The sequence below is a fragment of the Streptomyces incarnatus genome (genome assembly GCF_001027185.1).
Taxonomy (GTDB): Bacteria; Actinomycetota; Actinomycetes; order Streptomycetales; family Streptomycetaceae; genus Streptomyces; species Streptomyces puniciscabiei.
Genome location: NZ_CP011497.1, coordinates 7909202 through 7922588 on the forward strand (window position 1 = coordinate 7909202; position 13387 = coordinate 7922588).

The following is a 13387-nucleotide window of genomic DNA, read 5'->3' on the forward strand; positions in this document are numbered from 1 at the left end:
CGGGTCTGTCCAGCTGATGAGGATTCCGCTGCCCGGCCACGGCGGAAGGACACAGCTATGCGTTCTGCCCGCATGCTTCTGGCCACGGCGGCAGCGACCGCCGCACTGACCTTCGGCGCGCCCAGTGCCGCCTTCGCCGTTCCCGCGGGTGACGACGGAGGCCGAGACGACTCCTCCTACAGCCAGGACCACGACCGTGGTTCCGGCGAGGACCACGGCCGCGACGACGACTCCGGTCGCGACCACGACTCGGGCCGCGACCACGACAATGATCACGGCGACAACCACGGCAGGGGCCGTGGACACGGCGAGCCGCACGGTGGAATCCACACGGGTGGCGGAGCGCTGGCCGCGGTGCGAGGTGACGGCCACGGCGACGACCGGGGCGACGATGACGACCACGGTCAGGAGGAGGGCCGTGGCGAGGACCACGGCGGTGACGACGACCACGGCCGCGATGACGACCACGGCCAGGGCGACGAGCACGGCCGGGGCGACCACGACAAGGGCCGCGGCGGCCACGACAAGGGCCGCGGGCCGCGTGGCGGCGTGCACACCGGTGGCGGTGCGCTCGCCACGCTGCGCGGTGACGACTGGGGCTCGGGCCACGAGGACGGCGGCCGGGACGGCGGCCGTGACGGTGGCCGGGACGAGGGTCGTGACGGCGGGCGTGAAGGCGGCCGCGACCACGAAGAGCACGGCGACCACGAGAGGCCGCACGGTGGCATGCACACCGGCGGCGGCGCGCTCGCCACGCCGGGCGTCACCGCGGGCGGCCTGGCCGTGCTGGCCGTGGGCGCCGGCGGCATGTACCTGCTGCGCCGCAAGAAGGCCGGCCAGCCGGCGTCCTGACCGCACGACTCGTTCCAGAGGCTGCGGCCGCCGCCGATGCCCCACCGTGTCGGCGGCCCGCACCCGCTGGCCCTCCCCGACGGTTGCGCGCACACAGGTCCCCCTGCGCAGGCGCCCCCGTACGTCCTCCCCGCGCGCCGGGACCTGTTCCGGCGCCCCTGTCCAGTTCCCCGTGCTGCCGTGCCCGAGTGAGGTGGTGTCCGATGGCAGCAGATCCCTCCTCCCCGACCTCCGCGGAACCGCGGGCGGACGGGCGGAGTTCCGGCCGTGGCGGGCGGCGGCTGACGCTGTGGGGCGTGGCGATCGTCGTCCTCGCCGTCAGCCTGTTCGGCGGCCACCGCACCTCGGACGGCTCCCCGCAGGTGTCCCGTGCGGCGGGCTCGAGCGCCGCCGCCCAGGCCGACCCGCAACAGACCGACCCGCTGAAAGCCGACCCGAAGCTGATCGAACCGCAGCGGACGGATCCGCAGCAGGACGACACAGAGCTGCCCCGATCCACACCGACCCGGCTGCTCATCCCGAAGATCGCCGTGGACGCCCCCTTCACCACGCTGACCATCGGCGCCTCGGGACACCTCGAGCCGCCGCCCGCGGGGGACACCAACCTCGTCGGCTGGTACGCCAAGGGCGCCTCCCCCGGCGAGAAGGGGACCGCGATCATCGCGGGGCACGTCGACACGAAGACCTCCGCGGCCGTCTTCGCCAACCTGAACGAGCTGCAGCCCGGCGACCGCTTCACCGTGGAACGCGCCGACGGACGCGACGCCGACTTCGTCGTGGACGACAAGGAGACCTTCGCCAAGGACGCCTTCCCCAGCGACCGGGTCTACGCCGACGCCGAGCGCCCCGAGGTGCGGCTGATCACCTGCGCGGGGGAGTACGACCACGAGGCGAAGGACTACAAGGACAACCTCGTGGTCTTCGCCCACCTGGTGTGAGCCGGCCCCGTGCGGATCAGGCGGTGCCCTCCCCGAAGGGCCCGCCCGGCGCGAACGCCAGCGCCGCGAACCGTTCGCCCATCCGGCGGTGCGCGGCGGCGTCCGGGTGCAGGCCGTCGGGCAGCGGCAGTTCGCCGAAGTCGGCCTCGCCGTACAGCTCGCGGCCGTCCAGGTAGGACAGCCGCGGGTCCTCGGCCGACCGCTCGCGCACGATCCGGGCCAGCTCGTCCCGGATGACCCGCAGGGTGAGTTTGCCGCTCGCCTTCTCGGCCGGGTCGCCGGCGGCCCGGAACCGCAGCCTTCCCTCGCTCAGGGCGGCGAGGTCCGGGAGACTGGGGCCCGGCGTGTCCTCATGGACTGGGCACAGGATCGGCGAGACGACAAGCAGCGGCGTGTCGGGGTGTCCGTCGCGGATGGTGTCGAGGAAGCCGTGGACGGCGGGGCCGAACGCGCGCAGCCGCATCAGATCGGCGTTGACCACGTTGATGCCGAGCTTGACGCTGATCAGGTCGGCCGGGGTGTCGCGCAGGGCGCGAGCGGTGAACGGGTCGAGCAGGGCACTGCCGCCCAACCCCAGATTGATCAGGTCCACCCCGCCGAGGGACGCGGCGAGCGCCGGCCAGGTGGTGGTCGGGCTCGCGGCGTCCGAGCCGTGACTGATGGAACTGCCGTGGTGCAGCCACACCGTGCGGCCCTGATGCGGTACGGCCTCGACGGGCGCGTCGGTGCGCAGGGCGACGAGTTCGGTCGTCTCGTTGTGCGGCAGCCAGATCTCCACGACCTTGGCGGTGCCGGGCAGCCCGGAGAAGCGCACGGTGCCGACCGGGCCGGGCCGGTGCTCGGTCGTGCCGGCGGTCATGTCGATGGTGAGCGTGCTGCCGCCGGTGACCCGGCCGCTGCCGGCCGGACGTCCGTCGACGAGCAGCTCGTACACGCCGTCCGTGCGCGGCGGTGCACCGGCGTAGACCCGTTTGGTCGGCAGGGTGTCCAGCTCGACGGTGGTCGCACGGGTGCGGAAGACCAGCCGTACACCCGAGGGCTGGGACTCCGCCATGGCCAGCTGCGGATCGGCGCACTGCGCGCGGGCGCGGGCGGGCAGCCGGTGCGGCAGCAGTCCGTGGGCGGTGCGTTCCAGATCGAGGGCGCCACGGACGAGTTCGGCGGTGAGCGGGGTGGTCTGCATGATGTCGGCCTGTGTGGTCGGGGTCAGTGGGTGGGCCAGTTGCGCAGCAGGGAGTCGAGGGCCTCCAGGATCCGGGTCCAGGACTCCTGCGAGTCGGGGGTGCTGTGGCTGAATCCGCCGGCCGTCTCCAGCCCGACGAAGCCGTGGAAGACGCTGCCGAGCAGCCGGACCGCGTGGGTCTGGTCGGGCTCGGCCAGGTCGTAGCCGCGCAGGATCGCCCGGGTCATCTGCGCGTGCCGGCCCCCCGCGCTCGCGGCCGCCGCCTCGGGATCCAGCGGATGCCGGGCCGCCGCATAGCGGCCGGGGTGTGCGCGGGCGTAGTCGCGGTACACGTCGGCGAACGCGACGAGGGCGTCCTTGCCGGCCCGGCCGGCGAGCGCGTCGGCGGCGCGATCGGCCAGCTCCTCCAGCGCGAGCAGCGCGATCCGGGTCCTGAGGTCCTGGGAGCTCTTCAGGTGCGAGTACAGACTCGCGACCTTGACGTCGAACCGCCGGGCCAGCGCCGACACGGTCACCTGGTCGAAGCCGACCTCGTCGGCGAGGTCCGCACCCGCGCGGACGAGGCGCTCGGTGGTCAGGCCTGCGCGCACCATCGCGTTTCTCCCCTCTGCCATAAGCGATTATGGGCTTGCCTAAAGACTTTAGGCAAATCAGGGAGAGATGAAGGGATCAGTCGCCTGTCGACTCCCGGATCACCAGCGAGAACGGGCCGACGAACTCCTCCTGCGCCATCGGCGGACCCGCACTGCCCAGCCGCGCGACGAGCAGGGCGACGGCCCGCTCCGCCATCAGGTCGTGATCCGGATCCACCGTGGACAGCGACGGGACGAGGAACGCGCTCTCGTCGACGTTGTCGAAACCGATCACCTTGACCCGCTCCGGCACCCGCACCCCCGCGTCCGCGAGGGCGCAGCACGCCCATCGCCACGGTGTCCGTCACACAGAACACACCGTCGAAATCCAGCCCGTCCGCGACCATCGCCCGCGCCTGCCGGGCCCCCGCCGCCATGGTGAGCGCGGGCACGCTCCGCACCAGTTCCGGGTCCTCGGGCAGACCGGCCGCGGCCAGCGCCTGACGGTAGCCGCTGTGCCGCAGGCCGGACACGTCGACCTCGTCCCGCGGTTCCCCGCACACGACGGCCACGCGCCGGCAGCCCCGCTCGATGAGATGCCCGGTGGCGGCCGCCGACGCCTCGACGTTGGGCATGGCGACATGGTCCACGGGCCCGCCGAAGATCCGCTCGCCGAGGATCACCACCGGGTATTCCGTCCTGAGCGCCTCGACGTCGGCGGGGCCCATGCCGACGGTGCTGAGGATCAGCCCGTCGTAGAGCCGGTTGCGGGACCGGGACAGCGCCGCCGGCTCGTTCTCCCGGCGGGCCCCGGTCTGCTCGATGCTCACCCGCAGGCCGTGCCGGCCCGCCGCGGTGATGATGGCCTCGGCGAGCCGGCCGTAGTACGGGCGGTTCACCTCGGGCACCGCGAGGCCGATGGTGCCGGTGCGGCCCTTGCGGAGGTTGCGGGCCGCCACGTTGACCCGGTAGTCGAGCCGGGCCATTGCCGCGAGGACGCGCTCGCGGGTGGCGGGCCGGACGTGGGGATGGTCGTTGATGACGTGGGAGACCGTCACCGCCGACACGCCGACACGCCGACACGCCGACACGCCGACACGCCGGCCGCCTTCGCCGCGTCCTGGATCGTCGCCACCCGCACTGCCGCCCGGTGTCCTGCGCACAGCGCCGCGGGTGCCCGCCCGTCAGCCGTCCTGCGCCAGACGATAGAGCGCGGCGCCGTGCGCGGGCAGGCCGACCGCCAGGTGCCGGCCGTCGTGCGCCACGCCGGTGCGGGTCCACAGCTCCCGGACGCGATCGGCCGGGCGGGCACCGATCGAGCCGAGCGGCACCTCGAACCGCCGGGGCCGGTCGGCCAGGGAGAACACGGCGGCGTACCGGGTACGGCCGTCGGTGTCGCGGGCGGTCCACAGCACCAGGTCGCCCTCGCGCAGCACCTCGCGGTTCCCGGTGCTGTGCATGAGGACGGCCAACGCCTCGCCGTTGGTGAGGAGTTCGATGGTCTCCGGCGGGCTGGTCGGCAGGTCGCCGCCGATCATCAGCGGGGAACGGGAGATCAGCCACAGGGTGAGCAGACTGATCTGCTCGGGCCGGGTGAGCCGGGACAGGCGGTCCTCGCCGCGTTCGGCACGGATGCCGACGCGGCCGAGCGGCAGCATGTCGGCGTCCGCCCAGCCGCCCTCGCCCTGCCAGGGGGCCCAGCGCGCCATCCGGGCGAACTGGGCCTCGACGTCCTCCCACCGATCCCACAGGTCGTCGCAGACCCGCCACATCGTGGCGTGCTCGCGCAGGTGGTCCAGCCGGGCCAGGGACACGTCGGTGCCGGGGGACAGGCTGAGCTCGATCGGCCGGCCGCAGCGCTCGATCGCCCGTGCGTAGGCGGCGATCTCCCGCTCGTGGTACGGGAAGAGCATGTCGTCGGCCTTGACGAAGTCCACGCCCCACGCCGCGAACTGGGCGACCTGGGAGTCGTAGTAGGCCTGGGCGCCCGGGTGGTCGTGGTCCAGGCCGAAGTTGTCGGGGTTCCAGGGGCACACCGAGCCGGTGTCCGCGATCTCGTCGGCGGTGAACTCCGTACCGAGGACCGGGAGCCGGGCGGCGACGGCGCGACGCGGGATACCGCGCATGATGTGCAGGCCGAAGCGCAGTCCCAGATCGTGCACCCGCCGGGCCAGCGGGGCGAAGCCGGCCGCACCGGCGGCCGACGGGAACCGGTTCGGCGCCGGGAGCTGGCGGCCGTACGCGTCCAGGACCAGCGGCGCGTCCGCGTTGTAGCCGTGGGCGCGGGCCGTGGGCTCGTACCACTGGATGTCCACCACCACCGTGTCCCAGCCGTGGGCGAGCAGGTGGCAGGCCATGAACTCCGCGTTGCCGAGCACCTCGTCCTCGGTGACGGTCGTGCCGTAGCAGTCCCAGCTGTTCCAGCCCATCGGGGGACGCAGCCGCCGGTCCGGAAGGGGTCGGTCCATTGTCGCCATCGCTCAGCCCGCCAGGCTCATGGGTGCCTGGACGGTCACGAAGGAGTGCGGGGGCAGGGTCAGCTCGAGCCCCCGGTCCGTGACCCGTAGGCCGTCGCCGTCGAAGGAGCCCGGGGCCACCGCCTCGGGCGTCCGCGGGGTGTTGTGCGCCTGGAGCCTGTCCGCCGCGAGAATCCGCGCCCGTGCCTCGCCGATCCGGCCGCCGCGCAGGTCCAGGGTCACCTCGGCGCCCTCGTCGGCGTCCAGGTTGCTCAGCGAGACCAGGACCAGGTTGGGGACGCGCAGGGCACGCAGCGCCTCGACGACGTCCAGGCGGATACCGCCCTCGTTCGGGATCGGGGAGTCCTCGCCGACCCAGAACCCGCCGTACACACACCGCCCGAGATGCTCGGCGACGTGCCCGTACAGGTGACGGCTGATCCCGGGCCCCTCGATGTCGAGGTTGATGATCGCGGTGGCGGTGGGCACCGGCGTACTCCGATCCGAGATCGTTTGTACCGATAAAAAGTCGCATCGGCGCGGAGCAGCGTCAAGGGTGCCGCGAGGGCCGCAGGAGAGGTCGCAGCGAGGAGGCGACGCGGGCCGAAAACGGTTCGCAGAGGGCAGGAACCGGGACCTACCCTGCCGGGCATGGCAAAGGCACCCGTTCTCACACCCCGGGCGGACGACTTCCCGCGCTGGTACCAGGAACTGATCACCAAGGCGGAGCTGGCCGACAACGGCCCGGTGCGCGGCACCATGGTCATCCGACCGTACGGGTACGGCCTGTGGGAGCGGATGCAGCAGGACATGGACGCCCGGATCAAGTCGACCGGCACCCAGAACGCCTACTTCCCGCTGCTCATCCCGGAGTCCTATCTGACGAAGGAGGCCGAGCACGTCGAGGGCTTCGCGCCCGAGCTCGCTGTCGTCACCCATGCGGGTGGCAAGGAGCTGGAGGAGCCCGTCGTGGTCCGCCCCACCTCCGAGACGATCGTCAACGAGTACTTCGCCAAGTGGGTGCGGAGCTACCGCGATCTGCCCCTGCTGATCAACCAGTGGGCCAACGTGGTGCGTTGGGAGCTGCGCCCGCGACTGTTCCTGCGCACGACCGAGTTCCTGTGGCAGGAGGGCCACACCGCGCACGCCACCTGTGAGGAGGCGCGCGCCTTCGCGGCACGCGTGCAGAGCGAGGTCTACGGCGCCTTCCTGCGCGACGTCCTCGCCATGGACTTCGTCTCCGGACGCAAGACGGCCGGGGAACGCTTCGCCGGAGCGATCAACACCCTCACGCTGGAGAGCATGATGGGCGACGGCAAGGCCCTTCAGATGGTCACCAGCCACGAGCTGGGCCAGAACTTCGCCCAGGCCTTCCGCACGCGGTTCCTGACGCAGGACGGCCGGCAGGAATACGTCTGGCAGACCTCCTGGGGCTCCACCACCCGCATGATCGGCGCGCTGGTGATGACGCACGGCGACGACGACGGGCTGCGCGTCCCGCCCCGCCTGGCCCCGGTCCAGGCGGTGGTCCTCGCCGTCAAGGGCGACGAGGGGGTGCTGGCCGGCGTCCGCGCGATCGGCGACCGGCTGAGGGAGGTGGGCGTACGCGTCCACGTGGACGACCGCACGGACGTCCCGTTCGGCCGGCGCGCCGTCGACTGGGAGCTGAAGGGCGTGCCCGTACGGATCGAGGTGGGGCCCCGCGATCTGGAACGCGGCACCGCCGTGCTGGTCCGCCGCATCCCCGGCACCAAGGAGCCGGTTGCTGCCGGAGCGCTGTCCGCGCTTCTGCCCGGGGTGCTGGAGGACGACCAGGCGCTGCTGCTGGAGCAGTCCCGCCGGCGTCGCGAGGACCACACCGTCGAGGCGACCACCATCGAGGAGGCGGCGGAGGCCGCCGCCGGCGGCTGGGCCCGCATCCCCTGGGCCACGCTGGGCCCGGAGGGAGAGGCCAGGCTCGCCGAACGGGGCGTGACCGTACGGTGCCTGGTCGCGGCGGACGGTTCGGTGCCGGAGACCGAGGACCAGCGGGGGAACGTGGCGGTGGTGGCGCGGGCGTACTGACGGGAGCGGGGGCGTGCGGCGCCGGGCGCGCCGCGCTGGGCCGGCGTCATGGGGCGCCGGACGGCGGGCAGGTGTGGCGCGCCGCGGGCTCCGGCGCACCTGGCGGTGTCCGCGGGGCACCGTCGGCAGGTGCGTTGCGTTCGTCGCCTGCAGGGCTCGCACGGCGCGCTCATCCGTCGGATGCGGTCGGCCGAGCGCCGGTCGGCGACGGCGCTGGTACCTGTACCTGTCCGACCCCGGCTGCCGGCCGTGAGCCGACCATCCGCGAACCGTGCGGAGACCGCTCCGGACGCGGCGATGCGCTCGGTGGCCCGTGAGGCACCGGCACCGTCCAGGAGGCGGGCGGCGCTGCCGGCTTCGGCGGTGAGGGCGATTCGGTCGGGCTGACTCCCCTCACCTCCGCGGCAGGCCGCGACCCCCGCATACCCACTTTTTTGTGCGTACTTGGCAGCCTGCCCCCGGTCGGGAGAACCTGTTTCGCGAGGTCAGGGGGACGGCGGGAGCTCGGGAGGAGCAGGCGGTGGTGGTGGGTCAGGACGCCGTTCCACGGTCGCGGAGCCGTTCCAGGCGGCGGTGTCCCCAGTCGGACACCGGGCCGAGGGCGTCGGACAGGTCGCGGCCGAAGCCGGTCAGCGTGTACACGGTCTTCGGCGGCAGCACGTCGTACACCTGCCGGTGCACCAGGCCGTCCTCCTCCAGCTCGCGCAGCGCCTGAGTCAGCACCTTCTCGCTCAACCCCGGCAGCCGGCGCCGCAGTTCGGCGGGCCGGTGCGGGCCGGACTCCAGCAGCCACAGCAGGGACGTCTTCCACTTGCCGTCGATCACGGCGATCGCGGCGGTCACGCCACAGACGTCCGGATCCTGGGCACGGCTGCGCGTCATCGGCGACCTCTTCTGTTCCCCGTTGTCAGGCCGTACGGCCACTTTCCTTTGCATGTACGGGAGTTGAAACATGCCCACGTCCACGAATCTTCCCGCTGTCACCGTGCTCGGTCTCGGCCCGATGGGCCGCTCGCTGGCCGGAGCCTTCCTGCGGGCAGGCCTGCGGACCACGGTCTGGAACCGCACACCGGGCAAGGACCGGGAGCTGATCGGGCAGGGGGCTGCCAGTGCCGCATCGGCCGAGGAGGCCGTGGCGGCCGGCGACCTGACCGTGGTCTGCGTGGTCGACTACGACGCGGTCGACGCGCTCCTGCGGCCCGAGCCCGTCACCGATGCGCTCAAGGGCCGCACCGTCGTGAACCTGACCGCCGACACCCCGGGCCGGGCCCGCGAGACGGCGCACTGGGCGGCCGCCCACGGCATCCGCTACCTGGACGGCGCGATCATGACCCCCGCCCCCGGCATCGGCACACCCGAGGCGGTCTTCCTGCACAGCGGGCCTCGGGCCCTGTACGAGGAGCACCGGCCCGTGCTGGAAGCGCTGGGCGGCACACACACCCACCTCGGTGAGGAGATCGGACGCGCCGCCACCTTCGACATCGCCCTGCTCGACCTCTTCTGGACGGCGATGGCCGGCTTCGCCCACGCCGTGGCGATCGCCCGAGCCGAGGGCGTCACGGCCCGGGAGCTCGCACCCTTCGCCCAGGGCATCGGCGCGATCCTGCCGCCGCTGTTCGCCGAGTTCGCGCGGGACGCCGACGACGGCTCCTACTCCGGGGCGATCAACCCCCTCACCTCCGCCGCCGCGGCCATGGCCCATGTCGTCGCCGTCTCCGAGGCCCACGGCATCGACGCGGGCGTGATGCGCGCGGTGGAAGGCATGGCCCGGCGCACCATCGGCCTCGGCCACGGCACGGACGGTTTCATCCGGGTCGCGGAGGTGCTGGGCCGCCAACGAGGTGCTCTGGGCGGGTTGGGATCGAGGGGGCGGTAGGGGGGCCGACGGGGCGGGTCGGGGTCGTGGGGAGGTCCGGTGCCGAGGCGGGCGGGGCGGGTCGGGGTCGTGGGAACGGTCAGCACGGAGTGGGCCGGCTCGCCACGCTGCCCGCCCCCCCACCCGCCCGGCGCGTACTGCCGTGCCCTGGGCGGCGCGAGGGAGCCGCCCGGCCCGGGGACCCGACGGCCCCAGGTCGGCGGACCTGCGACTTGTGCGGGGCGCGGCGTGGTGCGACGCTTCGGTCCGCCGGTCGCGACCACGGCCGGTCATGGCTGTGAGCACTGGTTTCCCGGGCGAGGCGGAAGGATCTCCCCGGGCCGGAAACGGGGAGTGGAGCGATGGAGCTGGAGCTGCGGCACCTGCGGGTGCTGTGCGCGATCGCCGACGCGGGCAGTGTGGGTCGCGCCGCGGCACAGCTCGGCTACTCGCAGCCCGCCGTGAGCACCCAGCTGCGGCGCATCGAGCGGCACCTCGGCGAACCGCTGTTCGAGCGCGGCACGAGCGGAGTGCGCCCCACCCGCTACGGCGCCGAGGTCGTCGCCCAGGCCCGTGACGTGCTGACCCGCGCCGACGCCATCGGCCACCGCCGGACCGCCGCGCGGGTCCGCCGTACCCTGCGCGTGGCGGCGACGAACTCGCCCATGCTGTCCGGGACGGTCTCCCGCGTCCGGACCCGGCTGCCGGAGGTGTCCCTCGCCGTCACCAGCGTCTACGCCTCCTCGCGGATCGTGGAACTGCTGGAGGAGGGCGCGGTGGACGCGGCCATCGCCGCCGACTATCCGGGCATGGAGCTGCGCCACTCGGCCGCGGTGCGGCACCGCGGGATCGTCACCGAGCCGACGTTCGTGGCCCTGCCCGCCCGGCACCGGCTGCGCCAGTGCGCCCAGGTCCAGCTCGCCGACCTGGCCGAGGACGCGTGGTTCGTGACGCCGGACGACGGCGCCGGCTGGCCGGGGGTGTTCTACGAGGCCTGTGCGGCGGCCGGGTTCACACCGGTCACCGTGCACGAGTTCCTCGGCGACCAGGGCCAGCTGCAGAGCATGATCGCCGACGGTCTCGGGGTGTCCCTCGTCCAGCCGACGCTGCGGCCGATCCCGCATGTCGTGGTCAAGCCGCTCGCCGGTTCGCCGCTGTGGTGCCGTTATGTGCTGGCCTGGCGGCCCGACACCGTCACCGGCGAGGCCGTGGAGGCACTGTCCCAGTCCGCCCACGCCGCCTACCGCGACCTCGTCGCGCAGGCGCCCCATCTCCGGGCGTGGGCCTCGCACACCTGGAGCGTCACCGGGGCGTAGCGGCTGGTCAAGGGCACCCCGCGATGTTATGCGCGGACGGTGTCATGTGCTATGTCACACGGCATTGTTGGTGCGGGTGCCCCGCTGAGACAGTGCCTCACACGCCTCAACTCCCCACCGAGGCGCATCCCTTCGTGGAGGAATCCAGATGCGCTATCGCTTCGCGCTGCCCAGACGCATGCCCGGCCGCGGCCACCCCCGTACGGCCGCGAGGATGGCCGGCGCCGCGGCCGTCTGCGTCACCGTGGCCGGACTGCTGTCCACGCCGGTGTCGGCGGCCCCGCAGCACCCGCAGACCCGCGCCGCCGCCGCGCCCCGGCGGCACGCGCCCGAGCCGTCGCCGGCCGGCGCGACCACCGCCGTCACCGAGCGTCCCGCGAGCCGGCCCCGGCGCCTCAGCCCGGCTCAACTCCCACCCCTGCAGCCCCTGTCGGCCCACCCGGCCCGGAGGCCGCCCAAGGCGGAGTCCTGCACTCCGGGCGACTTCGGCAACCGTACCGGCTCCGCCCTCGTCGCCTTCGTGAAGGCCTCGTCCACCGACTGCGTCAACACCTTGTTCTCGGTGACCGGCAAGGACGCGCACGACGTCTTCCGCGAGGCCCAGATGCTCAGCGTCGCGGCCGCGTACACCCGTACGGCGAAGCTGTACCGCGGCGACGACTCCGGCGGCCTGGAGCAGCTGGTCCTCTTCCTGCGGGCCGGTTACTACGTGCAGTTCAACCACTCCGCGGACGTCGGCCCGTACAGCTCTCGCCTCACCACCGCCGTCACGACCGGACTGGACGCCTTCTTCGCCCGGTCCCACTCGCGTGACGTGACCGCGGTCAACGGCGACATCCTCGGCGAGAGCGTCATCCTCACCGACAGCGCCGACCGGCAGGGCCGCTATCTCTCCGTCTACCGGCGGCTGCTGAACGACTACGACAGTTCGTACGACTCCGTGGACAGCATGGTCAGGGCCGTCAACGACGTCTACACGCCGCTGTGGCGCGGCAACTGGAACCCCGACTACGTCAAGGCGGTCGAGGCCCACCCGGCCATCATCGACACCCTGCACGACTTCGCGCTCGCCAACACCGACCTGCTCGGCACCGATCAGGCCTTCCTGGACTCCAACGCCGGGATGAACCTGGCGCGTTACGTCGAGCACCCCGAACTGCGGGACGATGTCCGGCCGTTGACCAGGGAGCTGCTGGACGCGACCGCGATGACCGGACCCACGGCCGGGCTCTGGGTCGCCGTGGCCACCCAGGCGAACGCCTACGACAGCGCCGACTGCGCCTACTACGACGTCTGCGACCTGCCCGCCAAGCTGACCAGGGCCGTCCTGCCGGTCAGCCGCCGGTGCGACGCGGACGTCTCCGTCCTCGCCCAGTCGCTCACCGCCGCCGACCTCGACGCCGCCTGCGCCAGCGTGCTGGACCAGAGCGCGTACTTCCGCGGTCTGGTCAAGGCCGACGGAGCGATACCCGGCCAGTACGTGTCCACGATCCAGCTCGTGGTCTTCGCCAGTCGCGCCGACTACCAGACCTACGCCGGCCCGATCTACGGCATCAGCACCGACAACGGCGGCATGACCCTGGACGGCGACCCGTCCGACCCGGCCAACCACGTCACGTCGATCATGTACCAGAAGCCCTCCGACGACGGTTTCCCCGCCCGCATCTGGAACCTCAACCACGAGTACACGCACTTCCTCGACGGCCGCGACGACATGAAGGGCGACTTCGCCCAGGAGACCACCGTGCCGGACGTGTGGTGGATCGAGGGCCTCGCCGAGTACGTGTCCTACAGCTACCGGGGCATCGCCGACGACCAGGCGATCCAGGAGGCGGGCAAGCACACGTACCGGCTGAGCACGCTGTTCGAGAACACCTACGACAACAGCGATGTGATCCGCACCTACCCGTGGGGCTATCTCGCCGTGCGCTACGTGGCCGAGAACCACCCCGACGACATCCAGCGCATGCTCGCCCGCTTCCGCGTCGGTGACTACGCCGGCGGATACGCCGTCTACCACGACGGCATCGGCACCCGCTACGACGCCGACTTCGACCAGTGGCTCACCGCGTGTGCCGCGGGCGCCTGCGCCGGGCCCGCCCGGTCCTGACCGCACGCGCCCCAGCACAACGGCCGCCGACCGGAACACCG

Annotated in this window: 12 protein-coding genes; 6 read left to right on the forward strand and 6 right to left on the reverse strand. The window is 72.8% G+C overall.

Annotation, left to right across the window (positions count from 1 at the left end; translation table 11 throughout):
- Positions 1 to 57: 57 nt before the first annotated feature.
- Together ABB07_RS36065 and ABB07_RS36070 are read left to right on the forward strand one after the other, a co-directional pair.
- Positions 58 to 852, forward strand: coding sequence for a hypothetical protein (locus tag ABB07_RS36065; RefSeq protein WP_208902647.1), 795 nt, complete (start codon positions 58 to 60; stop codon positions 850 to 852).
- A gap of 203 nt (positions 853 to 1055) precedes the next feature.
- The gene (locus tag ABB07_RS36070) at positions 1056 to 1790 is read left to right on the forward strand and encodes a class F sortase (protein ID WP_208902648.1); all 735 of its coding nucleotides are present in this window, start codon (positions 1056 to 1058) and stop codon (positions 1788 to 1790) included.
- Positions 1791 to 1806: 16 nt separating this feature from the next.
- Here the strand turns inward: ABB07_RS36070 and ABB07_RS36075 are convergent, their stop codons facing one another.
- From ABB07_RS36075 to ABB07_RS36095, 5 genes are read right to left on the reverse strand one after another with little or no spacing between them, the layout of a single operon-like run.
- Positions 1807 to 2973 (reverse strand): GDSL-type esterase/lipase family protein, encoded by a 1167-nt coding sequence (locus ABB07_RS36075; RefSeq protein ID WP_208902649.1) that lies wholly within the window; start codon positions 2971 to 2973, stop codon positions 1807 to 1809.
- A gap of 23 nt (positions 2974 to 2996) precedes the next feature.
- The gene (locus ABB07_RS36080; protein WP_208902650.1) at positions 2997 to 3566 is read right to left on the reverse strand and encodes a TetR/AcrR family transcriptional regulator; all 570 of its coding nucleotides are present in this window, start codon (positions 3564 to 3566) and stop codon (positions 2997 to 2999) included.
- Positions 3548 to 4708 carry a LacI family DNA-binding transcriptional regulator gene (locus ABB07_RS36085; protein ID WP_425264785.1) on the reverse strand — a complete coding sequence of 387 codons (1161 nt, stop codon included), beginning with the start codon at positions 4706 to 4708 and terminating at the stop codon, positions 3548 to 3550. Before ABB07_RS36085 ends, ABB07_RS36080 begins: the two co-directional genes overlap by 19 nt.
- Positions 4709 to 4729: 21 nt before the next feature.
- On the reverse strand, positions 4730 to 6013 hold the full coding sequence (locus ABB07_RS36090) for a glycoside hydrolase family 27 protein (RefSeq protein ID WP_244189633.1): 1284 nt from the start codon (positions 6011 to 6013) through the stop codon (positions 4730 to 4732).
- Between the two features lie 12 nt (positions 6014 to 6025).
- Entirely contained in the window at positions 6026 to 6490 is a 465-nt protein-coding gene (locus ABB07_RS36095) for an alpha-L-arabinofuranosidase C-terminal domain-containing protein (RefSeq protein ID WP_208902651.1), read from the reverse strand.
- 162 nt (positions 6491 to 6652) lie between these two features.
- On the opposite strand from ABB07_RS36095, the gene proS reads away from it, so the two are divergent.
- A complete protein-coding gene (gene proS / locus ABB07_RS36100) occupies positions 6653 to 8065 on the forward strand; it encodes a proline--tRNA ligase (RefSeq protein WP_208902652.1) in 1413 nt (470 codons plus the stop codon).
- Between the two features lie 531 nt (positions 8066 to 8596).
- On the opposite strand, the gene ABB07_RS36105 is transcribed toward proS, so the two are convergent.
- Positions 8597 to 8947 carry a winged helix-turn-helix transcriptional regulator gene (locus tag ABB07_RS36105; protein ID WP_208902653.1) on the reverse strand — a complete coding sequence of 117 codons (351 nt, stop codon included), beginning with the start codon at positions 8945 to 8947 and terminating at the stop codon, positions 8597 to 8599.
- 70 nt (positions 8948 to 9017) lie between these two features.
- On the opposite strand from ABB07_RS36105, the gene ABB07_RS36110 reads away from it, so the two are divergent.
- The 3 genes from ABB07_RS36110 to ABB07_RS36120 all read left to right on the forward strand — a co-directional run bounded on the left by ABB07_RS36110 (position 9018) and on the right by ABB07_RS36120 (position 13346).
- On the forward strand, positions 9018 to 9941 hold the full coding sequence (locus ABB07_RS36110) for an NAD(P)-dependent oxidoreductase (RefSeq protein WP_208902654.1): 924 nt from the start codon (positions 9018 to 9020) through the stop codon (positions 9939 to 9941).
- Between the two features lie 341 nt (positions 9942 to 10282).
- The gene (locus ABB07_RS36115; RefSeq protein ID WP_208902655.1) at positions 10283 to 11236 is read left to right on the forward strand and encodes a LysR family transcriptional regulator; all 954 of its coding nucleotides are present in this window, start codon (positions 10283 to 10285) and stop codon (positions 11234 to 11236) included.
- A 148-nt stretch (positions 11237 to 11384) separates the two neighbouring features.
- Positions 11385 to 13346 (forward strand): collagenase, encoded by a 1962-nt coding sequence (locus ABB07_RS36120; RefSeq protein WP_244189634.1) that lies wholly within the window; start codon positions 11385 to 11387, stop codon positions 13344 to 13346.
- The last annotated feature ends 41 nt before the right edge of the window (positions 13347 to 13387 follow it).

Bases quoted from the DNA above. Each gene is read 5' to 3' on its own strand.
- ABB07_RS36080 (WP_208902650.1), bottom strand. From the start codon at position 3,566: ATGGTGCGCGCAGGCCTGACCACCGAGCGCCTCGTCCGCGCGGGTGCG.
- ABB07_RS36070 (WP_208902648.1), top strand. From the start codon at position 1,056: ATGGCAGCAGATCCCTCCTCCCCGACCTCCGCGGAACCGCGGGCGGAC.
- ABB07_RS36065 (WP_208902647.1), top strand. From the start codon at position 58: ATGCGTTCTGCCCGCATGCTTCTGGCCACGGCGGCAGCGACCGCCGCA.
- ABB07_RS36120 (WP_244189634.1), top strand. From the start codon at position 11,385: ATGCGCTATCGCTTCGCGCTGCCCAGACGCATGCCCGGCCGCGGCCAC.
- ABB07_RS36110 (WP_208902654.1), top strand. From the start codon at position 9,018: ATGCCCACGTCCACGAATCTTCCCGCTGTCACCGTGCTCGGTCTCGGC.
- proS (WP_208902652.1), top strand. From the start codon at position 6,653: ATGGCAAAGGCACCCGTTCTCACACCCCGGGCGGACGACTTCCCGCGC.
- ABB07_RS36075 (WP_208902649.1), bottom strand. From the start codon at position 2,973: ATGCAGACCACCCCGCTCACCGCCGAACTCGTCCGTGGCGCCCTCGAT.
- ABB07_RS36090 (WP_244189633.1), bottom strand. From the start codon at position 6,013: ATGGACCGACCCCTTCCGGACCGGCGGCTGCGTCCCCCGATGGGCTGG.
- ABB07_RS36115 (WP_208902655.1), top strand. From the start codon at position 10,283: ATGGAGCTGGAGCTGCGGCACCTGCGGGTGCTGTGCGCGATCGCCGAC.
- ABB07_RS36105 (WP_208902653.1), bottom strand. From the start codon at position 8,947: ATGACGCGCAGCCGTGCCCAGGATCCGGACGTCTGTGGCGTGACCGCC.